The organism is Pseudomonas sp. S09G 359 (assembly GCF_002843605.1).
Classification (GTDB): domain Bacteria; phylum Pseudomonadota; class Gammaproteobacteria; order Pseudomonadales; family Pseudomonadaceae; genus Aquipseudomonas.
Window position 1 is genome coordinate 301,307 of sequence record NZ_CP025263.1, and the last position, 22,619, is coordinate 323,925.

General features: G+C 59.9%; 20 protein-coding genes. 8 read left to right on the forward strand and 12 right to left on the reverse strand.

All coding sequences use genetic code 11. The features are described from left to right. Positions 1-211: 211 nt before the first annotated feature. On the reverse strand, positions 212-595 hold the full coding sequence (locus CXQ82_RS01350) for a PaaI family thioesterase (RefSeq protein ID WP_101265453.1): 384 nt from the start codon (positions 593-595) through the stop codon (positions 212-214). Next, positions 595-2,919: a Tex family protein gene (locus CXQ82_RS01355; RefSeq protein ID WP_101265455.1), complete on the reverse strand. Its 2,325-nt coding sequence runs from the start codon at positions 2,917-2,919 to the stop codon at positions 595-597. The genes CXQ82_RS01350 and CXQ82_RS01355 overlap by 1 nt, the downstream gene beginning before the upstream one ends. A gap of 356 nt (positions 2,920-3,275) precedes the next feature. Here CXQ82_RS01355 and ompR point away from each other — a divergent pair, with 356 nt between their 5' ends. Further along, a complete protein-coding gene (ompR, locus tag CXQ82_RS01360; RefSeq protein ID WP_015373500.1) occupies positions 3,276-4,016 on the forward strand; it encodes a two-component system response regulator OmpR in 741 nt (246 codons plus the stop codon). 117 nt (positions 4,017-4,133) lie between these two features. Then, positions 4,134-5,447, forward strand: a complete 1,314-nt coding sequence (locus tag CXQ82_RS01365) for an ATP-binding protein (protein WP_101265457.1) — start codon at positions 4,134-4,136, stop codon at positions 5,445-5,447. Positions 5,448-5,540: 93 nt separating this feature from the next. Here the strand turns inward: CXQ82_RS01365 and rimK are convergent, their stop codons facing one another. From rimK to CXQ82_RS01380, 3 genes are read right to left on the reverse strand one after another with little or no spacing between them, the layout of a single operon-like run. Beyond that, complete coding sequence (rimK, locus tag CXQ82_RS01370; protein ID WP_003171022.1) at positions 5,541-6,446, reverse strand: 30S ribosomal protein S6--L-glutamate ligase; 906 nt, start codon at positions 6,444-6,446, stop codon at positions 5,541-5,543. After that, positions 6,443-6,892, reverse strand: coding sequence for an ATP-dependent zinc protease (locus CXQ82_RS01375; protein WP_177409934.1), 450 nt, complete (start codon positions 6,890-6,892; stop codon positions 6,443-6,445). Before CXQ82_RS01375 ends, rimK begins: the two co-directional genes overlap by 4 nt. Before the next feature lie 46 nt (positions 6,893-6,938). Then, positions 6,939-7,718 carry an EAL domain-containing protein gene (locus CXQ82_RS01380; RefSeq protein ID WP_101265461.1) on the reverse strand — a complete coding sequence of 260 codons (780 nt, stop codon included), beginning with the start codon at positions 7,716-7,718 and terminating at the stop codon, positions 6,939-6,941. Positions 7,719-7,834: 116 nt separating this feature from the next. On the opposite strand from CXQ82_RS01380, the gene CXQ82_RS01385 reads away from it, so the two are divergent. Beyond that, positions 7,835-8,242: an RNA-binding S4 domain-containing protein gene (locus CXQ82_RS01385; protein ID WP_101265463.1), complete on the forward strand. Its 408-nt coding sequence runs from the start codon at positions 7,835-7,837 to the stop codon at positions 8,240-8,242. 218 nt (positions 8,243-8,460) lie between these two features. On the opposite strand, the gene CXQ82_RS01390 is transcribed toward CXQ82_RS01385, so the two are convergent. Next, a complete protein-coding gene (locus CXQ82_RS01390; protein WP_101265465.1) occupies positions 8,461-9,264 on the reverse strand; it encodes a phosphatase PAP2 family protein in 804 nt (267 codons plus the stop codon). Positions 9,265-9,389: 125 nt separating this feature from the next. Here CXQ82_RS01390 and hslO point away from each other — a divergent pair, with 125 nt between their 5' ends. Both hslO and CXQ82_RS01400 read left to right on the forward strand, forming a co-directional pair. Then, positions 9,390-10,292: an Hsp33 family molecular chaperone HslO gene (gene hslO / locus CXQ82_RS01395; protein ID WP_101265467.1), complete on the forward strand. Its 903-nt coding sequence runs from the start codon at positions 9,390-9,392 to the stop codon at positions 10,290-10,292. 179 nt (positions 10,293-10,471) lie between these two features. Then, positions 10,472-12,013, forward strand: a complete 1,542-nt coding sequence (locus tag CXQ82_RS01400; protein WP_101265469.1) for a phosphoenolpyruvate carboxykinase — start codon at positions 10,472-10,474, stop codon at positions 12,011-12,013. A 56-nt stretch (positions 12,014-12,069) separates the two neighbouring features. Here CXQ82_RS01400 and CXQ82_RS01405 read toward each other — a convergent pair whose 3' ends face one another. The 3 genes from CXQ82_RS01405 to CXQ82_RS01415 form a co-directional block, all read right to left on the reverse strand. Beyond that, on the reverse strand, positions 12,070-12,933 hold the full coding sequence (locus tag CXQ82_RS01405) for a DMT family transporter (protein WP_256581870.1): 864 nt from the start codon (positions 12,931-12,933) through the stop codon (positions 12,070-12,072). 99 nt (positions 12,934-13,032) lie between these two features. After that, a complete protein-coding gene (locus CXQ82_RS01410; protein ID WP_101273707.1) occupies positions 13,033-13,389 on the reverse strand; it encodes a DUF1493 family protein in 357 nt (118 codons plus the stop codon). A gap of 675 nt (positions 13,390-14,064) precedes the next feature. Then, positions 14,065-14,388: a hypothetical protein gene (locus CXQ82_RS01415; protein ID WP_101265471.1), complete on the reverse strand. Its 324-nt coding sequence runs from the start codon at positions 14,386-14,388 to the stop codon at positions 14,065-14,067. A gap of 296 nt (positions 14,389-14,684) precedes the next feature. On the opposite strand from CXQ82_RS01415, the gene CXQ82_RS01420 reads away from it, so the two are divergent. The 3 genes from CXQ82_RS01420 to CXQ82_RS01430 all read left to right on the forward strand — a co-directional run bounded on the left by CXQ82_RS01420 (position 14,685) and on the right by CXQ82_RS01430 (position 18,539). After that, a complete protein-coding gene (locus CXQ82_RS01420; RefSeq protein ID WP_101265473.1) occupies positions 14,685-15,860 on the forward strand; it encodes a tetratricopeptide repeat protein in 1,176 nt (391 codons plus the stop codon). Between the two features lie 286 nt (positions 15,861-16,146). Next, a complete protein-coding gene (locus CXQ82_RS01425) occupies positions 16,147-18,084 on the forward strand; it encodes an ATP-dependent DNA helicase RecQ (RefSeq protein ID WP_101265475.1) in 1,938 nt (645 codons plus the stop codon). Positions 18,085-18,107: 23 nt separating this feature from the next. Then, complete coding sequence (locus CXQ82_RS01430) at positions 18,108-18,539, forward strand: thioesterase family protein (protein WP_101265477.1); 432 nt, start codon at positions 18,108-18,110, stop codon at positions 18,537-18,539. A gap of 143 nt (positions 18,540-18,682) precedes the next feature. On the opposite strand, the gene CXQ82_RS01435 is transcribed toward CXQ82_RS01430, so the two are convergent. From CXQ82_RS01435 to fdhD, 3 genes are all read right to left on the reverse strand, one after another. Then, positions 18,683-19,156 carry a glycine zipper domain-containing protein gene (locus CXQ82_RS01435; RefSeq protein ID WP_053140314.1) on the reverse strand — a complete coding sequence of 158 codons (474 nt, stop codon included), beginning with the start codon at positions 19,154-19,156 and terminating at the stop codon, positions 18,683-18,685. A 201-nt stretch (positions 19,157-19,357) separates the two neighbouring features. Next, positions 19,358-21,706: an FdhF/YdeP family oxidoreductase gene (locus CXQ82_RS01440; RefSeq protein ID WP_101265479.1), complete on the reverse strand. Its 2,349-nt coding sequence runs from the start codon at positions 21,704-21,706 to the stop codon at positions 19,358-19,360. Then, on the reverse strand, positions 21,703-22,542 hold the full coding sequence (fdhD, locus tag CXQ82_RS01445; protein ID WP_101265481.1) for a formate dehydrogenase accessory sulfurtransferase FdhD: 840 nt from the start codon (positions 22,540-22,542) through the stop codon (positions 21,703-21,705). Before fdhD ends, CXQ82_RS01440 begins: the two co-directional genes overlap by 4 nt. Positions 22,543-22,619: the final 77 nt, after the last annotated feature.

Genomic DNA, 22,619 nt, shown 5'->3' on the forward strand with positions numbered 1-22,619 from the left:
GGATTCCTTCACGCGTCAGTCGCCCCAATATGGGGGTGGGCAAGACGGTCTACAAGGGTGAAGTTGAAACTGGCGTTATCGCCTGGTTTTGAGTCGATTTGGCTCACATTGAAAAAGCCTACTTCACTCCATGAATTGGGCTATAGCGCAGCAAGAAAATTCCGACGCCGTTGTCGCAGCGCCGAAATTAACTCAAATCGAGGGTGGGGAGCTATAGGACAGCGAAGGTGCCCTGTGCTTTTGCGACAAGTCGTTCGTCCTGATACACATCGGCTTCGACCACCAAGGTGCGTCTGCCGGCGTGAATCACCCGGCTGGTGCACAGCACGTCACCGTTCTCCACGGCGCGGATGTAGTTGATCTTGCACTCGATAGTCGCGCTCTGTTGGTCAAAACCATGGGAGCTGGAACACGCCAGCCCCATCGTAATGTCCACCAGGCTGAAAATCGCCCCGCCATGGAGCTTGCCCGCGCGGTTGCGCAGGTGTGGCTCCAGGGTCAGGGCCACCTCGGCAACGCCCTCATCCAGGCGTTGCAGGCGGCTGCCGATCAGCTCGCTGAATGCGCTCTGGGTCAAGCCGGCGGGGATGTCCATCAGCGTTTCTTCAACTGCTTGGCGTTGGCGAACAGCGAGGCCATGGCGTTGTTGCTTGGCGCTGCGGCAGTGGTTTCCTTGCGCGGTGCGTTGTTCTGCGACTGGCGCGGCGCCGAGCCTGGGCGTGCGCCACGGGCACCGTCGATTTTCTCACCCGGGGTGTCGCTCATGCGCATCGACAGGCCAACGCGTTTGCGCGGGATGTCGACTTCCATGACCTTGACCTTGACCACGTCACCGGCTTTCACCGCTTCACGCGGGTCCTTGATGAACTTCTCCGAAAGCGCGGAGATATGCACCAAACCGTCCTGATGCACGCCGATGTCTACAAAAGCACCGAAGTTGGTCACGTTGGTGACAACGCCTTCAAGGATCATGCCCAGTTGTAGATCCTTGAGGTCTTCGACGCCGTCCTGGAACTCGGCGGTCTTGAACTCGGGACGCGGGTCGCGGCCAGGTTTTTCCAGCTCTTGCAGGATGTCGGTGATGGTCGGCACACCAAAGGTTTCGTCGGTGTACTTCTTTGGGTCCAGGCGTTTGAGGAACGCGGCGTCGCCGATCAGCGAGCGGATGTCGCGGTCGGTCTCGGCGGCAATGCGCTGCACCAGCGGGTAGGCTTCCGGGTGAACGGCCGACGAGTCGAGCGGGTTGTCGCCATTCATCACACGTAGGAAACCGGCGGCCTGTTCGAAGGTTTTTTCACCAAGGCGGGCGACTTTTTTCAGCGCGGCGCGGGTCTTGAACGCGCCGTTTTCGTCACGGTGAGTGACGATATTCTGCGCCAGGGTAGTGTTCAGGCCGGAGATACGCGCCAGCAGTGCAACGGAGGCAGTGTTCACATCCACGCCGACCTTGTTCACGCAGTCTTCCACCACCGCATCCAGGCCGCGCGCCAGTTTCAGCTGCGACACATCGTGCTGGTACTGGCCGACACCGATGGATTTAGGGTCGATCTTCACCAACTCGGCCAGCGGGTCCTGCAGGCGGCGGGCGATGGACACCGCGCCACGGATCGACACGTCGAGGTCCGGGAATTCCTTGGAGGCCAGTTCCGACGCCGAGTACACCGAAGCGCCCGCTTCGGAAACCATGACCTTGGTCATCTTCATGGCTGGGTATTTTTTGATCAGCTCGGCGGCCAGCTTGTCGGTTTCACGGCTGGCAGTGCCGTTGCCGATGGCGATCAGGTCCACAGCGTGCTTGGCGCACAGCGCGGCCAGGATGGCCAGGGTCTGGTCCCACTTGTTGTGCGGCACGTGAGGGTACACGGTGGCGTGGTCCAGCAGCTTGCCGGTGGAGTCCACCACCGCCACCTTGCAGCCGGTACGCAGGCCCGGGTCGAGGCCCAGGGTGGCGCGCGGTCCGGCCGGGGCGGCCAGCAGCAGGTCGTGCAGGTTGTGCGCGAAAACGTTGATTGCCTCGGTTTCGGCGCCGTCACGCAGTTCGCCGAGCAGGTCGGTTTCCAGGTGCGTGTAGAGCTTGACCTTCCAGGTCCAGCGCACGACTTCACCGAGCCACTTGTCCGCAGGACGATTCTGATTCTGGATGCCGAATTGTTGACCGATCATGCCTTCGCACGGGTGCATGGTGCCTGGCAGCTCGTCGCCGACTTTGAGCGCGGAGCTCAGAATACCCTCGTTGCGCCCGCGGAAAATGGCGAGTGCACGGTGGGACGGCATGCTCTTGAGTGGCTCGTCGTGTTCGAAGTAATCGCGGAACTTGGCGCCTTCTTCCTCTTTGCCGGCGATGACGCGGGCGCTGAGGATGGCTTCCTGCTTGAGGTAGGTGCGCAGTTTTTCCAGCAGGCTGGCGTTTTCGGCGAAACGCTCCATCAGGATGTACTTGGCACCTTCGAGGGCGGCCTTGACGTCGGCGACGCCTTTTTCTGCGTCGATGAAGCGCGCGGCTTCGGTGTCCGGGGTCAGCGACGGGTCGTTGAACAGGCCGTCGGCCAGCTCGCCCAGGCCGGCTTCCAGGGCGATCTGGCCCTTGGTGCGGCGTTTCTGTTTGTAGGGCAGGTAAAGGTCTTCGAGGCGGGTCTTGGTGTCGGCGAGCTTGATGTCGCGTTCAAGCTGCGGGGTCAACTTGCCCTGCTCTTCGATGCTGGCGAGGATGCTGATGCGCCGTTCGTCGAGTTCTCGCAGGTAGCGCAGGCGCTCTTCCAGGTGACGCAGTTGGGTGTCGTCGAGGCTGCCGGTCACTTCTTTACGGTAACGGGCGATGAAAGGCACCGTGGAGCCTTCATCCAGTAGCGCGACGGCCGCTTCGACCTGTTGTGGGCGTACACCGAGTTCCTCGGCGATGCGGCTGTTGATGCTGTCCATAAAACCACCTGAAATTCTTAAAAGCAGCTCGCAGGCCCGGAAAACAAGGCCTGGCGAGGCTGGTTGAGCGGCCCGACCGGCGCCGCTGCCTGGGTCAAGAGGCAGCCTATTGACCCTCGAAATCGAAAAAATCACGACAAGCGGGTGAAAAAAGCCCGGCAGTAAACGGTAACGATCTGACGTTGCCCTGCACGAAGGCGCCGCATTATAACCAGCGTTCTGCTCTTGAGGGGTACTGCGCCCGTGGTTGTAGGACGCGGGTTCGCTGGCAGTACAGGAAAAATCTGCTAACAATGCACACGGTGCGTATAACGGCAGCTACGCCATAATGCGCGCCGAGATAAGAGGAGCATCTAATGAGCAGCACTGCACAAACTGCTGAAGGCGAAAAAATTCTCATCGTTGATGACGATCCGGGGCTGAGCAGCCTGCTGGAGCGGTTTTTCAACTCCAAGGGCTATCGTGCCCGCGCGGTGCCGAACACCGAGCAGATGGACCGCCTGTTGGGGCGTGAAGTATTCAACCTGGTCGTACTCGACCTGATGTTGCCGGGCGAAGACGGCCTCACCGCCTGCAAACGCCTGCGCGGCGCAAACAACCAGATTCCGATCATCATGCTCACCGCCAAGGGTGATGAGCTGAGCCGCATCAAGGGCCTTGAACTGGGCGCTGATGACTACCTGGCCAAGCCTTTCAACCCTGACGAGTTGATGGCCCGGGTCAAGGCCGTATTGCGCCGCCAGGCACCCCCGGTACCGGGCGCGCCGGGCAGCGAAGACGAAAGCGTCACCTTTGGCGACTACGAACTGTCGCTGGCCACTCGTGAGCTCAAGCGCGGCGACGAAGTGCACATGCTCACCACGGGTGAATTCGCGGTACTCAAGGCCCTGGTGATGAACGCGCGCCAGCCGCTGACCCGCGACAAGCTGATGAACCTGGCCCGTGGCCGGGAATGGGACGCCCTGGAGCGCTCCATCGACGTGCAGATCTCCCGTCTGCGCAGGATGATCGAGCCGGACCCGTCCAAGCCACGGTATATACAGACGGTGTGGGGCGTGGGTTATGTGTTTGTGCCGGATGGCACCGCAACCAAGTGACCGATGATTTGCAGGGGCGGGTATCCTGGCGTTTGGCTCCATGAGAGTCGACGGGATGCCCGGCGTCTGCAATTCTGCGAGCGCCGCTCATTCCTGCAAGGTGTTTAGCCGTCTTCTATGAAAACCCCGTTGTGGTTCCCGCAAAGTTTCTTCTCCCGCACCCTTTGGCTGGTGCTGATCGTCGTTCTGTTCTCCAAGGCACTCACGCTGGTTTATCTGCTGATGAACGAAGACGTGCTGGTGGATCGGCAGTACAGCCACGGTGTCGCCCTGACACTGCGGGCTTATTGGGCCGTAGACCCTGAAAATCGCGAAAAGGTAGCCAAGGCGTCGACGTTGATCCGAGTTGACGGCGCTGGCGTGCCGGAGGGCGAGCAGCACTGGCCCTACAGCGAGATCTACCAGCGCCAGATGCAGGCCGAGCTTGGGGATGACACCGAGGTGCGCTTGCGTATGCATGTTTCGCCTGCGCTGTGGGTGAGGGCGCCAAGCCTGGGCGATGCCTGGATCAAGGTGCCGCTGTACCCGCATCCGCTGCGGGGGCAGAAGATCTGGAACGTGCTGGGCTGGTTCCTGGCGATCGGGTTGCTTTCAACGGCGTCGGCGTGGATTTTCGTGCGCCAGCTCAACCAGCCGCTCAAGCGCCTGGTGTTTGCTGCACGCCAGTTGGGGCAGGGGCGCAGTGTGCGCCTGCCGGTCAGCGATACGCCCAGTGAGATGACCGAAGTCTACGGCGCGTTCAACCAGATGGCAGAGGACGTCGAACAGGCCGGGCGCGAACGCGAGCTGATGCTGGCGGGGGTGTCCCATGACCTGCGTACACCGTTGACGCGGTTGCGCCTGTCCCTGGAGTTGATGGGTAACCACACGGACCTCACCGATGACATGGTGCGCGATATCGAGGACATGGACGCGATTCTCGACCAGTTCCTGGCGTTTATCCGCGATGGCCGCGATGAGGTTGTGGAAGAAGTCGACCTGACGGACCTGGTGCGTGAAGTGGTGGCGCCCTACAACCAGAACGGCGAACAGGTGCGGATGCGCCTTGAACCGATCCAGCCATTTGCGTTGCGCAGGGTCTCGATGAAGCGCCTGTTGAACAACCTGATCGGCAACGCCTTGCACCACGCCGGTTCCGATGTGGAAGTGGCGGCGTACGTGTCCGGTGACAGTGCGGCGCCTTACGTGGTGCTGAGTGTGATGGACCGAGGGGCGGGCATCGACCCGGATGAACTGGAAGGCATCTTCAACCCCTTCACCCGTGGCGACCGTGCCCGGGGTGGCAAGGGCACCGGTCTGGGCCTGGCGATTGTGCGGCGGATTGCGTCGATGCACGGCGGCAATGTTGAGTTGCGCAATCGTGAGGAAGGCGGCTTGGAAGCGCGGGTGCGTTTGCCGCTCGGCTTGATGCTGCCCAGAGACGCGGTCTAACAAGCAACAAATATCAAAATGTGGGAGGGGGCAAGTCGAATCGTCGCACCGCCCCTCCCACATTTAGTTATGTAGTGTCAGTGGGAGCGGTTGTTAACCCTTACCCTTGGTCCGAGTCATATTCGGCCCACCATTCTTCTCCAGATGTTGAATGATGATGCCCGCCACATCCTTACCCGTGGTGGTCTCGATGCCTTCCAGGCCCGGGGATGAATTCACCTCCATCACCAGCGGCCCGTGGTTGGAGCGCAGGATATCCACACCCGCCACGGCCAACCCCATGACCTTGGCAGCCCGCAGCGCGGTCATGCGTTCCTCCGGGGTGATCTTGATCAGGCTGGCGCTGCCGCCACGGTGAAGGTTGGAGCGGAACTCCCCCGGCTTGGCCTGGCGCTTCATCGCTGCAATCACTTTGTCGCCGACCACGAAGCAACGGATATCCGCACCGCCGGCTTCCTTGATGTATTCCTGCACCATGATGTTCTGCTTCAGGCCCATGAACGCCTCGATCACCGACTCAGCGGCCGTCGCGGTTTCACACAGCACCACACCGATGCCCTGGGTGCCTTCCAGCACCTTGATCACCAATGGGGCGCCGTTGACCATCTCGATCAGGTCCGGAATGTCATCCGGGGAGTGGGCAAAACCGGTCACCGGCAGGCCGATGCCCCTGCGCGACAGCAGTTGCAGCGAGCGCAGCTTGTCCCGCGAGCGCGCAATGGCTACGGATTCATTGAGGGGGAACACGCCCATCATTTCAAACTGGCGCAATACCGCGCAGCCATAGAACGTCACCGAAGCGCCAATCCGCGGGATCACCGCATCGAAGCCTTCCAGCGGCTTGCCCCGGTAGTGGATCTGCGGTTTGTGGCTGGCAATGTTCATATAGGCACGCAACGTGTCGATCACCACCATTTCATGGCCACGTTCGGTGCCGGCCTCGACCAGGCGGCGGGTGGAATACAGACGCGGGTTACGCGACAGCACAGCAATCTTCATGCAGCACCTGGGACAGAAATAGTAGAGACCGGGAACACCGGCTTGTCTTGAACGTACTTGACGCCGGGGTTGACCACCAGATGGCCGTCAATCAGCGCCTTGGAACCCAGCAGCAGCCGGTAACGCATGGCTTTGCGGCAGGCCAGGGTGAACTCCACCCGCCATACCCGATCACCCAGCGCCAGGGTGGTGCTGATCACATAGCGCACCTGAGCATGGCCGTTGGAGCTCTTGATGGTTTTCATCGTCACCAGGGGCGCTTCGCAGCGGCGGTGACGCAGTTGCACCACGCTGCCCAGGTGCGCGGTAAAGCGCACCCACTTTTCACCGTCGCGCTCAAACGGCTCGATGTCGGTGGCGTGCAGGCTGGAGGTACTGGCACCGGTGTCGATCTTCGCGCGCAGGCCAGCCACTCCCAGGTCGGGAAGTGCCACCCACTCACGCAGACCCACAACGGTCAAATGGTCAAATGTCTTCAATATGGGTAACCGGTCAATTTGCCCAGGCGCGCGGAGATACCTCGGCCAGGGCTTTGAATGCGGGCCTGGCGAACCAGTAGCCCTGCATCAGAAATATTCCACAGTCGGACAGGAAATCGCGCTCGCCGGCACTTTCGATGCCTTCGGCGATGACAGTAACCCCCAACTGCTCACAGATTGTGACAATCCCCTGGACGATCACCTGACGGACACGATCCTGGTCGACATCGCGGATCAGCGCCATGTCGAGTTTGATCAAGTCAGGTTGGAAATCGGCCAGCAGATTCAGCCCCGAATAGCCCGCGCCGAAATCGTCGATGGCGGTCTTGAAACCGAATTCGCGATATTCACGCAGAATATTCGTCAAATGGCGATAGTTATCTACATGCTCGCTTTCCAGCGTCTCGAAAATCAGCTGGTCAAGTGGAAAATTGTGCGCGCGAGCCGCCTCCAGGGTGCTGCGAATGCACAGCTCCGGGCGGTACACGGCGTTGGGCATGAAGTTGATGGAAAGGTGCGTTTGCATCCCCAGGGCTGCAGCCATGGCAATCGCCTGGGTACGGCAGCGCTGGTCGAAGCGGTAGCGATTGCTGTCGTTGACCTGCTCCAGTACCGACATTGCCCCTTCGCCATTGACGCCGCGCACCAGGGCTTCGTTGGCAAAAATCGAATGGTCCCGAAGGTCTACGATTGGCTGGTAGGCAAAAGCGAAATCGAAACCCAGAGGCTCGCTTTGCTGGCACCCCACGCACCGTTGGTTAGGCGAGGTGAGTGAAACGGGAAAGTCGGTCACGGTGAATCCTCGCGAAAACAGGATGCTACCTGGCGTATCTTAGGTGAGCCTTGGGGTTTATGCGTCGAAGGGTTTCAACGTTAAAGTTGCGACATTTTTCAGAGCGAGGAATTCAAGTGGCTCAAAAGCAGGAAGAGGAAGAAAAGGTCCGTTTGGACAAGTGGCTGTGGGCGGCGCGGTTCTTTAAAACCCGTGCCTTGGCCAAGGCCGCCATTGAGAGCGGCAAGGTGCACCATCGCGGTGAGCGCTGCAAGCCAGGCAAGGAACCGCGCGTCGGAGACGAGTTTCAGATTCGCACAGGGTTTGATGAAAAGACCGTTGTGGTCCAGGCCCTGTCGATCGTGCGCCGGGGTGCGCCCGAGGCGCAGGCTTTGTATGCAGAGACTGAAGCGAGCATCGCCAAGCGCGAAAATGCTGCCGCCATGCGCAAAGCCGGGGCTACCGGCATGACCACCGATGGCAAACCGAGCAAGAAGCAACGCCGCGACCTGTTCAAGTTTCGCGGCAGTGGCAACGATGACTAGTTTGTGTGGCGAGGGTTGTTCGTAGGCTAAAGAGCTTATGCGGCAAGCACGCTTATGTGGCGAGCGGGCTTGCCCGCGTTAGGCTGCGCAGCAGCCCCAAAACCTGGCGGCCGGTTTTGCCTGACACTTCGCGTCAACCTTTCTGGGGGCGCTTCGCACCCCAGCGCGGGCAAGCCCGCTCGCCACAGAAAATCTTCAGCCGGCCACCATGCCACAGGTTATTGCGCTGCTCTCACAACGCTCAGCCGGCTGATCAGGGGCACTCGCTGAAACAGCCCGAACACCGGCGCTGTCACCCGCAGCAACACCGCCGTTACCTTCGCGGCAAACGGCGTGTAATAACCCCAGCCCAACGCCAGCAGGGCCAGCAGCACGCCGCCGATATAGTCGTCCTGCCCCCAGTGCGCGCCCGCCACCAGCCGTGGCAGCATGAACAACAGCGCCAGGCCCCAGATCACCAGCACCTGGCCGATGCGCTTGGCAAACACCGTCATGAACATCCCCCAGATCAGCAGCACCGAGGCATGGTCCCCAGGGAAGCTTTGGCTCGAGCGGTCCTTCAACTCCCAGGTCTTCTCCAGCCCGGGGAAATAGTCGCTCATCTGGATCGCCCCGCTGATCACCATCGACGGGCTGCTGTGTTGCCAGCCCATCTGCGCCGCGAGTTTGGAAAACAGCATGCGGATAAACAACAGCAGCAACAAAATGCCGACAAAACCTAACACCGCCTGGCGCACCTGCACGGCGTTGAATACCCAATCGCCGCGGATCAACAGCAACAACAGAATCACGCCGACCACTGCATCAAACGGCCGCAAACTGGCCACGGCCCATACGTGTAGCCATGTTGAGCTGCTGGCCAGCGGGTCATTGAGCAGATGAAACAGCCACTCGTCGAAAATCACACACAGCATCTGCCCCGTGGGCCACAGCCAAAAACACAGCAGCCCGATAGCGAGTAGATTGCAAAGCGCCCAGCGCCGGAGGTTCCACTTGGCTTGGAACAAACCCGGATTGTTCATAAACTGTCCCTCATCGCTCAATTAAGCTCTCTGTTTCCCGGAGAAAGCCGCACCAAATCGGTGCTAAAGCGTCTAATTTTATAAACCTTGTAATCAATTTGTCATCAATTCAGATACCCAGACCTATGACTGATCTACCGGATACCGACTTCACCCAACGCTTCATCTTCGACGAGAACGACGCCCGCGGCGAACTGGTCTCGCTGGAGCGCAGCTATGCCGAAGTCCTCGCCAAGCACCCCTATCCGGAGCCGGTCGCGCAACTGCTCGGTGAGTTGATGGCGGCGGCTGCGCTGCTGGTAGGCACGATGAAATTCGATGGTTTGCTGATCTTGCAGGCCCGCTCCGAAGGCCCGGTGCCGATGCTGATGATCGAGTGCTCCAGCGAGCGTGAAATCCGTGGCCTGGCCCGTTATGACGCCGACTTGATCGCCCCGGATGCCACCCTTGCCGACCTGATGGCCAACGGCGTGCTGGCGATCACCGTCGACCCGACTGAAGGCCAGCGCTACCAGGGCATCGTCGACCTCGACGGCGAAACCCTGTCGGACTGCTTCACCAACTATTTCGTGATGTCCCAGCAAGTTGGCACCAAGTTCTGGCTCAATGCCGACGGCAAGCGCGCCCGCGGCCTGTTGCTGCAGCAATTGCCCGCTGACCGCATCAAGGACGACGATGAGCGTACCGATAGCTGGCGCAAGCTGACCGCCCTGGCCGGCACCCTGACCGCCGAAGAGCTGCTGGGCCTGAACAACGAAACCATCCTGCACCGCCTGTATCACGAAGAGGCTGTGCGCCTGTTCGACGAGCAGTCGCTGCGCTTCAACTGCAGCTGCTCCCGTGAGCGCTCGGCCAACGCCCTGGTCAGCCTGGGCCTGGAAGATGCGCAGAACCTTGTAGTGGAACACGGCGGGCATATCGAGATTGACTGCCAGTTCTGCAACCAGCGCTACCTGTTCGATGCCGCCGATGTCAGCCAATTGTTCGCCGGCGCAGGCATCGACACGCCTTCCGATACCCGCCACTAAAACGTTTAAGCACAGGTAAATCACCTGACGAATGCCGGATTAGCGCTGTTCTGACGGGAGGGCCCTACTCTTTTTGGGCTTTTCTGGCATAATCCGGCCCACTTTTTTCGCGGTAGTAGTGCGCAACTTTCTACTACAAAACGTTTGGAGCACTCGGCCATAGGCCGACGGGGAACCTCATGACGCAAGCCAATAACGCCGTATACACCGATCTGAGTGTTGACGATCTGGTCAAAGAAGCCCTGCAGCGCGGTGAAGGCGTGCTTGCCGATACTGGCGCGCTGGTTGTAGAAACCGGTCACCGTACCGGCCGTTCGCCAGTTGACCGCTTCATCGTTGAAGAGCCTTCCACCCAGGACGCCATCGCCTGGGGCCCGATCAACCGCAAGTTCCCGGCCGACAAGTTCGACGCCCTGTGGGCTCGCGTCGAGGCATTCAACAACGCGCAAGAGCACTTCGTTTCCCACGTTCACGTAGGGGCTGCAGAAGACCACTACCTGGCCGTTAAAATGACCACCCAGACTGCCTGGCAGAACCTGTTCGGTCGTTGCCTGTTCATCAACCCGGCCCAATACAACCCGGCCGGCCGTGAAGAATGGCAAGTGCTCAACGTGGCCAACTTCGAATGCGTGCCTGAGCGTGACGGCACCAACTCCGACGGTTGCGTGATCCTCAACTTCGCCCAGAAAAAAGTGCTGATCGCTGGCATGCGTTACGCCGGTGAAATGAAGAAAGCCATGTTCTCGGTGCAGAACTTCCTGCTGCCGGCTTCCGACGTACTGCCGATGCATTGCGCCGCCAACATCGGCGAAGCAGGCGACGTGACTCTGTTCTTCGGCCTGTCCGGCACCGGTAAAACCACCCTGTCCGCCGACGAAAGCCGTTACCTGATCGGCGACGACGAACACGGCTGGGGTGAAGGCGTAGTGTTCAACATCGAAGGCGGTTGCTATGCCAAGTGCATCGACCTGTCCGAGAAGAACGAGCCGGTTATCTGGAAAGCCATCAAGCACGGTGCCGTGCTGGAAAACGTGGTAATCGACGATGCCAAGCACGCCGACTACACCAACGTCAGCCTGACCCAGAACAGCCGCGCTGCCTACCCGCTGGAGCACGTTGCCAAGCGTTCCGAGAAGAACCTGGGCGGCGAGCCAAACGCTGTGATCTTCCTGACCTGCGACCTGACTGGCGTACTGCCGCCGGTGTCGATCCTCAGCGAAGAGCAAGCGGCCTACCACTTCCTGTCCGGCTACACCGCACTGGTGGGCTCGACCGAAATGGGTTCCGGCGGCGGCATCAAGTCGACCTTCTCCACCTGCTTCGGCGCGCCATTCTTCCCACGCCCGGCTGGCGAATACGCAGAGCTGCTGATCAAGCGCATCCGCGGCTTCGGCTCCAAGGTCTACCTGGTTAACACCGGCTGGACCGGCGGCGGCTACGGCGTCGGCAACCGCTTCAACATCCCGACCACTCGCGGCGTCATCGCAGCGATCCAGAGCGGCGCGTTGATCGGTGCACAAACCGAACACCTCGACACCATCAACCTCGACGTGCCATTGGCCGTACCGGGTGTTGAAACCGGCCTGTTGAACCCACGTAACACCTGGGCTGACAAAGCTGCCTACGACGAAGCCGCGAAAGCGCTGGCCGGTCTGTTCATCGAGAACTTCAAGAAGTTTGAAGTGAGCGATGCGATCAAGGCTGCGGGTCCGAAGTTGTAAGAATCGGATGCTGTTAAAAAGCCGCCCTTAGGGGCGGCTTTTTTGTGCGTGCTGGCTCAGTGTGCGATGTGCAAAACCACCGCCCCAACCAACACCAGCACAACCCCCAGCACCTGCACCGCCGACAACCTCTCCTTGAAAAACACAAACCCCAGAATCGCCGCAATCCCACCCGACAACGTACTGATCACCGTCACCACCGACACCGACCCGGCCATCGCGCCCCACGAAAATGCCGAGAAGCCCCCCAGGTTCATCAGGCTTGCGCCGGTCAGCGTTGCGCAGTTCTTCAGCGGCGGGATCTTCAGGCCGTCTTTGATTTTCAGCACCATCACCACCAGCACGCACAGGCCTACCAGGTAACCGAGCCAGAGCATGGTGATCGGCCCCAGCGCAGGCAGTGTGTAGCGGCCCTGCAGCCAGAAGCTGGTGCCGTACAGCATCGCCGCGAGCATGGCGTAGGCGATGGCGCGGTTCGAGCTGGTGTGCGGGACGCCATTGTCTTTGTGAATGCTGGAGAGGATCACGCCGATGACGCACAGGGCGATGCAGCCGAGTTGGACCACGCTGATGTGTTCGCCACTGGCCCACGACAGCAGGGTGGTGACAACGCCGTAGGAGGTCACCAGCGGCGCGACGATGGCGGCTTTGCCCAGGGCGAAGGCCTTGGACAGCGCCAGGGCGCCGGAGACGGTGAACAGCGCGGCGGCGATGCCCATCAACCAGACGCTCAGCGGGGCATCGAGGGCTTTTAACAGGAAGGCAGGGAAGATGGCCAGCAGCAGGGTCATGATCAGGAAGCCAAGGGCCTGGCCGAAGTACACCGCGCGTTTAACGCCTACGGCGCGGGCATTGAGGCCCACGAGAAAATCCGTACCGCCCCAGAGCAGGGCGGCCAGCAGGCCCATCATTACGTCCATGTAAGGTCCTTGTCCGATTTAGCGCAGAACTAATCAATGTGGGAGGGGGCAAGCCCCCTCCCACATTTGAATGTCGGTGAGGCTGGAGTTTGTGTTTACTCAGCTCAGGTTTTCCAGCGTCTGCGTATCCCAGCTGTTGGTTTTGATGGCCAGGTAGAGCATCCCAATGGTCAACGGCACCTTCTCGCCACGCCCCTTCGCTCGGCGCTTGAGGAACACATCAAAGATCGGCGGGTTGAAGTAACGATAAGTGTCGTAGTCGCCCAGGTCGAGGGCAAATTCCTGTTCCAGCGCTTCCATGAGTTGCTTGGCCTCACCGCCGTCGCAACCCAGGTCAAAGTTGATCGAGGTTTGCAGGCGAATGGTCTTGTGTTTCGGCAGGCCGATTTCCTCGTGCAGCAGTTGCAGGAGGCGCTGCATGGCGGGGTCTTCGGGGAAGTTGGGGGCGAGTTTCATGGTGGGGGCACGCAGGAGTGGGTGAAGGGGCTGGTTGTGTTGGCGGCGGTATTTGTTTCGGGTGATCAACAAGCTGATGCCGTAGCTCAAAGCGAGTAACGGAATGCTGTCAAATTGTAACTCTGTTATCCAGCGTGTGGCGCCAAACAAGAGTGCCGGACCTGTGACTACGAGTGCGACCCCAACGCACGTTCTGAAGGCAGGACGCCTCATCTTTCTGTCGAACAAGAAGGCGAGTGCGGCGAAGATGATGAGAATGATCCATGGAGAATATTCGGTCATCGTGTTACCTGCCTCGGTACGGTCGGCCAAAGGCTGCAATTGGTCGTTGAGGGTGAAGCAAGGCGTGACGACTGCCAGACACCGTAGTGGCCGAAGTGTTGAGTCCTTTCGATATTCACGTGGTTATGCCGACAAAGTTGAGAAGTTGTTAGTGTCGGTTAGTCGAAGGGGGGTTCTGTAGAGGGCTGAGAGGGTATTTTAAGCAGTTTCGGAAAAGGGCTACGTACCGTTTGTTGGCTTCTTACAGAGGCTTCCGGCATTTGCGGTTTGACAGTGATTTTTTTACCAACACCTACCCATTGTGGGAGCCGGGCTTGCCCGCGATGACGGTGGGTCAGCTATAGACATATAGCCTGAAAATCCGCTATCGCAGGCAAGCCAGCTCCCACAGTTTTAGCTCAGTGGCTGGCTGGGTGGTGATTGCTTATCAACCGTCGGTTGCAACTGGACGTGCTGCGCAGCTTCCAACAAATCACAGCCATCCTGAACGAGCAGGTACAGGCCGTTGATGATATGGGAGATGTCTTTGAGGTCGGCGTGTTCGTAGGTCAGGCAGGAGAAGGTTTCGAGCAGGTCGGTGGCAGCGCGGATGCGTTGGTGTGCGGCGGACTGGATGTCTTCGGCGGTGGCTTCGGTGTTTATGACGAGGGGGTGGGTGTCGGTGAAGTTGGTGCGTAGAAGGCGATAGCGATTGGCGGGAAAATTGGGCGTTTTCATAACAGGCACTCCGATACAATTTCAAAGAAATACGCCAAGAAAATTGGCATGTTGATCTCTGCTGTTATTCGGGTGACCAAGCCCGGTCGCTGATTTGGCAACGACTGAGCGAACCTTAGTAGTGAGCATAGTGGGGAGCAATAAACGCATGGTTTAATCAGTCGGCAGTTCGATTGGGGCCAGATAAAACCACGTCACATTCTGTGCAAAAAATCCGCCAGCGCCCTGAATTCAGCGTATGTTTCACCGCAAAATCTTGTAGGACGATCCCGTCCACTACTTAAAGGGAGTTAAGCATGGGTTTGCTGCGTGTTGCTTCGGCGATGTCATTGTGTGCGGTGGCTTTTACGGTCCAGGCCGAGCAGTTGCCGATCGAAGTGCTGAGTGCCGTGGTCAAGGACCAGAAAATTGCCGACGCCGAAGTGTTGCTGCAACGCAACGGCGCACAGAACGTGGTGGGTCGTACGAACGCCCAGGGCCAGGTGACCCTCACCAGCGAAGCCGCCGATGATGCCAGCAACCTGCTGATCATCAAGAAGCCTGGCTATTCCAACCTGGTGGTGAAGTGCCCGTGCAAGGGCATGACCTATGCCATCAGCCCGGTGATGGAAAACCTCGACGGCCTGCGCGTGGTGCTGACCTGGGGCAAGACCCCGGAAGACCTCGATTCCCACATGATCTTCCCGGGCAACAACATCTACTTCGAAAACCAGAAAGGCGATGACGCTGAGCTGGACGTGGACGACGTCGACAGCTACGGCCCGGAAACCATCACCCTGCAGAAAAAACACTACGGCGAAAGCTACGTGTACGCCGTGCATGACTTCACCAACCTGGCCAACCCGGGTTCGCGCCAGCTGTCCAACAGCGAGGCCAAGGTGTTCGTGTACATGGGCCAGTCGCTGGTGCGCACCTACTACGTGCCAAAAAACCGCAGCGGCAACCTCTGGACTGTGTTCCGCATGACCGGCAGCGGCGACTTCCAGGACATCAACACCTTCAGCGGTGTGAATGTGGAAGCCAAGGACGTGCTCAACGAAGTCAAACCGTTGCTGGATGACAGCGTTGCAGTGTCTGCCGTGGCGGTCAGCTCTTCCGCACAAACCGATGCGAAGCGTCTGAACGTGCAGGGTGAAGCGGCCTACCAGGCTGGTAAGCTGGATCAGGCGATCGAGCTGTTCCGCCAAGCCATCGATTTGGACAACAGCTTTGGCAAGGCCTACGGCAACCTGGGCCTGGCCTACCAGAAGGCGGGCAACACCGCTGAATCGATCTGGGCCAACCGCAAGGCTATCGCCCTCGCTACCGGCGCGAATGCCGCTACCGTGCGCGCCGGCGCTTACTACAACATTGCCCGGATCTACGAAGCGGCAGGGCAGTTTGCGGATGCGTTGCGTCACTACCAGTTGGCGAAAGAGCAGAAGGCCAACCCGGTGTATGACACCGCGATTGAGCGGGTGCAGAACCGCTGATTTGGTTGTACGAGCGATCTAAAAATGTGGGAGCGGGCTTGCTCGCGAATGCGCTGAATCAGTTAACACATGTGTTGGCTGACAAGACGCTTTCGCGAGCAAGCCCGCTCCCACATTTGGATATGCGTATTCCTGCTACCACCTCGGAATATTCCCACTTCGGCCCTAGGCCATCCCCTCCCTGTGTATCATCCTGTCTCTTTTTTCCATGCGACCTTTCTCGATTCGCTGAGATTTGCGGGCTATGTTTTTAAGCCACGTTCAGCGGTCAATGGAGTGACAGCCTATGCACGACACCCTCCAGCAGGTCTTTGGTTATCCACAGTTTCGTCTGGGCCAGGAAGAAGCCGTCAGTGCCGTTCTGGCCGGGCGTTCTGCGGCCGCAATTTTCCCGACGGGTTCGGGCAAGTCCCTGTGTTACCAGCTGTCGGCGGTGTTGCTGCCGCACCTGACACTGGTGGTGTCGCCGCTGTTGGCGTTGATGCAGGACCAGCTTGGTTTTTTGCAGCGCCATGGTATTTCAGCGGGCAGTATCGATTCGGCGCAAAGTCGTGAAGACGCCAATGACGTCATGGCCCGAGCGCGTTCGGGCGAGCTGAAAATCCTGATGATTTCGGTGGAGCGCCTGAAGAACGAGCGCTTTCGCAACTTCCTGCAAAGTGTGCAGATCTCGCTGCTGGTGGTGGATGAAGCGCACTGTATTTCCGAGTGGGGCCACAACTTCCGCCCGGACTATTTGAAGCTGCCGGACTACCAGCGCCAGTTCAACATCCCACAGGCGCTGCTGTTGACGGCCACGGCCACCCCCAAGGTAATTGGCGACATGCAGGCCAAGTTCGCCATTGCCCCCGGGGATGTGATCACCACAGGCTTCTACAGGCCCAACCTCAACCTGCTGGTGGAGCCGGTCAGCGGCCAGGACAAGCGCCGCCGGCTGATAGCCTGGATGAGCGAGCGGGCCAACCAGCCGAGCATCGTCTACGTGACCTTGCAAAAGACCGCCGAGCAGATTGCCGAGCACCTGAACCGCAACGGCATCCAGGCCGAGGCCTATCACGCAGGTTTGCCCCACGATAAACGTGAAGGTATCCAGCAGCGCTTCATGAGCGGGCGCTCCAATTGCATCGTGGCCACCATCGCGTTCGGCATGGGCATCGACAAAAGTGACATCCGCAATGTGGTGCACTTCGACCTGCCCAAATCCATCGAGAACTACAGCCAGGAAATCGGCCGGGCGGGGCGTGATGGGCAGCCATCCGAATGCCTGGTGCTGGCGAACCGCGACAGCCTCAATGTGCTGGAAAACTTCGTGTATGGCGATACGCCCGAGCAGGACGGTATCCGCCGTGTGCTGGAGGAGTTGCAGGCGTCGCGCAGTGAGGGGCAGTGGGAGTTCCTGCTGCGGTCGTTGTCGGATCACAGCAATATCCGCGAGCTGCCGCTGAAGACACTGCTGGTGCAATTGGAGCTCAAGGGCGTGATCGCGCCGCGCTATGCGTTCTACGCCGAATACCGCTTCAAGTACCTGATCGAGCCCGAGGCCTTGCTGGCACGCTTTTCCGGCGAGCGGCAGCAGTTTGTCGCGGCAATTATCCAGGTGTGCAAGCGCGCTAAAACCTGGGCGACGGTGGATTTCGACGCGCTTTACCAACTGCACAATGCCGAGCGCAGCCGGGTGGTGAAAGCGCTGGATTACTTCCAGGAGCAGGGCTTGATCGAACTGGAAAGCAAGCAGATGACCGAGGTCTACAGCCTGCTCAATACCGACTTCGATCCCCAGGCGCTGAGCGCGGAGTTATACACAGGCTTCAAGCAACACGAAGTGGGGGAGGTGGCGCGGATTCACGCCATGCTCGATCTGTTCGCCACCGAGCATTGCCTGGGGCAGCGCCTGGCGCAGTATTTCGGTGATGAAAAAGCCCCGCAGCGTTGCGGGCATTGTTCGGTCTGCCACGGCCATATTGCGCACCTGCCGGCGCCGCCAAGTTTGCCGCCGCTTGTGGATAAAAACTTCATGGGGCTGTGCGGTGATTTTATCCACAGGCATCATGAGCACACCGGTAGCTTGCCTGGTGCCGAGCGGCTGACTCGGTTCCTGGGTGGTATCAGCGTGCCGTTGTTTACCAAGTTGAAGGCGCGGGGCATTCCCGGTTTTGCTGCGCTGGAAGACTACCCCTACGCCGACGTGCGTGAGTGGGCCCAAGCCCATCTGAATGACCTGTAAACCTACTTTCATGAGACGTGCCCATGCCTGACTCAATGCCGCAACGCGCCGATTACCGTCACTTCCAGCCAATCATCACGCGTTGGCACGACAACGATGTGTATGGCCATGTAAACAACGTGACCTATTACAGCTTCTTCGACACGGCGGTGAATACCTACCTGATTGAGCAAGGTGGGTTGGATATTCATGACGGCGAGGTGGTGGGGTTTGTGGTGAGTTCGGCGTGCGATTACTTTGCCTCGATCGCTTTCCCGGATCGCATAGACATTGGGCTGCGCGTGGGTAAGTTGGGCAACAGCTCGGTGCAGTACGAGCTGGCGGTGTTCAAGGCAGGCGAGGAGGAGGCCTGTGCGGCGGGGCGCTTTGTGCATGTGTTTGTGGATCGGGCGTCGAACCAGCCGGTGACGATTCCCGGGACGTTGCGCGAGGCGTTGCAGCGGTTGGTGGCCTGACTCGATCTGATAAGCACAGCAGAAACCAATGTGGGAGGGGGCTTGCCCCCGATTGCGGTGTATCAGTCGATAAAGTTATGACTGACACATCGCTATCGGGAGCAAACCCCCTCCCACATTGGATTTTCGGTGTTCTTTAGATTTTACCGGTGACGGTAGTGATGCTTGTTCTTGCGATGCCCATAGGCATGGCCACGGCCGCGATGATCGTCACGATCGTAACGGCGGTTGTCACGGGAACGGCGATCATCGTCATCGCTCTTGTTGCCCATGTAGTTACCCAATGCACCACCCGCGCCACCGCCGGCCGCCGAGCCGATCAGTGCACCGGTGCTGCCGCCGACACTGCGGCCTACCACGTTGCCGCCCGCTGCACCCAGGGCGCCGCCGATGGCTGCTTCACCGCGGCTGCGTTTATCGGCGCCTACCGCGCTACCGCCGGCGCCACCCAGGGCTGCACCGATGGTGGAGCCGGTATTGCCGCCGAGCTGCTGACCGACAACCGAACCTAAAACCCCGCCCAATGCGCCGCCCACACCGGCTTCGGTGGTGCCACCGGCCATGGCTGCGCCACTGACCAGGCCAAGGGACAACAAGAGAATCGAGGAGAACTTCATAGGGAGACCTCAAGAGGATGACGGCGCGATCCTGAGGCTGTATTGACAGTGTGACAATAGAAATCCGACCAGTAACACGAATTGTACACAATTCTATAAGTTACTGTTTTTACTAGGGAACTTAAGTTGTTTTTGCAGGTCTTTAGTTACTTCGGAGCGGCCGCTTTTATGCAAAAGCGGCCTTTTTTATGCCCGAAGTGATCAGGCCGACCTGGCCATGATCAGCCCGCTGTCACTCGCCGCTTCCAGGCGGATCGCCACGAACTTCGACGTGGGTGTATGGCTGCCGTCCCCGGTGCTTTCCAGCGGCACCAGTGGGTTTACTTCCGGGTAATAGGCGGCTGCCTGCCCCGCCGGAATATCAAACGCCAGCAAGGTGAAACCCTTGACCCGGCGTTCGCGCCCGTCTTCCCACAAAGACACGATGTCGGCCTTCTGCCCCGGCTTGAAGCCCAGGCGGATGATGTCGGCTTCGTTGACGAACAGCACGTCACGCTGGCCTTTCACCCCGCGATAGCGGTCGTCCAGGCCATAGATGGTGGTGTTGTACTGATCGTGGGAACGCATCGATTGCATGATCAGGTCCGGAACGCGGCCCGTGGCGTGGGTGCGTTCGTGGATCAGGTCTTTGGGCAGGATATTCGCGCGGAAGTTGGCGCGGCCCGAAGGCGTATTCCAGCGCCGCGCACCGGCGGAGTTGCCCAGGTAGAAACCGCCAGGGTGTTTGAGGCGCTCGTTGAAATCCTTGAAGCCGGGGATGGTGTCGGCGATCAGGTCACGAATGCGGCTGTAGTCGGCCACCAGCCAGTTCCAGTCCACCGGTTTGCTGCCCAGGGTCGCGGCGGCGATGCCGGCGAGAATGGCCGGCTCCGACTTCATCTGCTTCGACAGCGGCTGCAGCTGGCCATTGGAATCGTGAACCATGCTGAACGAGTCTTCTACCGTCACCGCCTGCGGGCCTTCGGCCTGGATGTCGATGTCGGTACGGCCCAGGCACGGCAGGATCAGCGCGTCTTTGCCGTGGGTCAGGTGGCTGCGGTTGAGCTTGGTGCTGATCTGTACGGTAAGGTCGCAATTGCGCAGCGCTTCGAAGGTGCGCGGGCTGTCCGGGGTGGCTTGGGCGAAGTTGCCGCCCAGGCCGATAAATACCTTGGAGCGGCCTTCCAGCATGGCGTGAATCGCTTCGACCACGTTGTGGCCATTGGTGCGCGGCACCTGGAACTGGAAGCGGCGCTCCAGCGAGTCGAGGAACGCCACGGGTGGGCGCTCGTTGATGCCCATGGTGCGGTCGCCTTGCACGTTACTGTGGCCACGCACCGGGCACAGGCCCGCGCCCGGGCGGCCGATATTGCCGCGCAGCAGCATCAGGTTGGCGATTTCCTGGATGGTTGGTACCGAGTGGCGGTGCTGGGTGATGCCCATCGCCCAGCACATGATCACGTTCTTGCCTTTGGCGTACATGCGCGCCGCTTGCTCGATCTCGACCAGAGGCAGGCCGGACTGCGCAACGATTTCATCCCACGAGGTGTCGTCGATCTTGCCCAGGTAATCCAGCACATTGGCGGTGTGTTCGTTGAGGAAGTCGTGGTCGAACACGGCTTCTTTACCTTCGGCCTGGGCCTGGCGTTCCCACAGCAGCAGGAACTTGGCCATGCCGCGCAGAATGGCCATGTCGCCACCCAGCGCCGGGCGGAAGTACGCGGTGTTGGTCGGCTTGTCGCCGTTGGTGAGCATTTCCAGCGGGTGTTGCGGGTGCTGGAAGCGTTCCAGGCCGCGTTCTTTGAGTGGGTTGATGCACACCACTTGAGCGCCGCGTTTAACGGCCTCACGCAGCGGTTCGAGCATGCGCGGGTGGTTAGTGCCAGGGTTCTGGCCCCAGACAAAAATTGCATCGGCATGTTCGAAGTCGTCAAAGGTCACGGTGCCTTTGCCGACGCCTACGCTTTGCGCCAGGGCTACGCCGCTGGCCTCATGGCACATGTTCGAGCAGTCCGGGAAGTTGTTGGTACCGTAGGCGCGCACAAACAGCTGGTACAAATAGGCCGCTTCGTTGCTGGCGCGGCCCGAGGTGTAGAACTCGGCCATGTCCGGGCTCGGCAGGGCATTGAGGTGCTTGCCGACCAGATCGAACGCGGCTTCCCAGCTGATGGGCAGGTAGCGGTCGGTTTCGGCGTCATAGCGCATCGGTTCGGTCAGGCGGCCCTGGTATTCCAGCCAATAGTCGCTTTGCTCCAGCAGCGCGGTGACGCTGTGCTTGGCGAAAAATGCGGCGTCGACCCGACGCTTGGTGGCTTCCCAGTTGACCGCCTTGGCGCCGTTTTCACAGAACTTGACCATGCCGCTTTCCGGCGAATCGCCCCAGGCACAGCCAGGGCAGTCGAAGCCGCCGTTCTGGTTGGTCTTGAGCATCATGCGCAGGTTTTTCAGCGCGTTGTCGCTGGTCAGCCACGCTTGGGCCACGCTGATCAAAGCGCCCCAGCCGCCTGCCGGGCCTTTATAGGGCTTGTAGCGCGGGGTTGGGGTTTGGTCGGCTTGGTGGTGATTGCTCATGGCTGGTACTCCATCGCAGGGCTGTAGACCCGCGGCGCGCTTTTCTGCGGCAGGTGGATGAGATTGAGGTTGTGCCGGCGCGCCCATTGCAGGGCAAGGCCAGTGGGTGACGACAGGCTTACCAGGGTCTGGATGCCCGCGCGCAGGACTTTCTGTATCAATTCGAGGCTGCAACGGCTGGTGACAATTGCCAGGCCGCCGTCAGTCGGGATTTTTTGGCGGATCAACGCGCCAATCAGCTTGTCCAGGGCGTTGTGCCGGCCGATGTCTTCACGGCCCAGCAGCAATTCACCCTGGTTGTTCATAAATACCGCGGCGTGCACTGCGCCGCTGTGTTGGCCCAGGGGCTGGAACGCGCTGATGCGTTGGCGCAGGCCGTCGAGCCATGCGGCAGGCGGCAACGGTGCACCGGGCAGCACTTGCAGGTCCGGCAAGGCCTGTTCCACTGCTTCCACGCCACACAGGCCACAGCCGCTGGTGCCGGCCAACTGGCGGCGTTGTTGCTTGAGGTTCCAGAAGGCGCGACTGGAAATCTGCACTTGAGCGTATTGGGCCGAACCCGAGCCGCTGAGTTTGAGATCATAAATGTCGCTAACGTCGGCGATAATTCCACTACCGAGGCTAAAGCCGACAATGAAGTCTTCCAGGTCGGTGGGTGTCACCAGCATGACTGCCTGGCTGATGTCGTTATAGGCAATCGCCAACGCCACTTCTTCCGCCAATGCAGTACTGGCGACTTCTGTGTGTTCGAGGTTGCAAAACTGGTAGCTCTGGCTGGCGGCGGGCGCGGGCGTTTCAGGGACGGGCGCCGCGCAGACTGGGCGCTTGGCGTTCATGGGGCAGTACCACCGACGGATTGATCAGTGTTTAGACTAGGCGCGACAAAGCGTCGCGTCTAATTGCCAGTACTGAT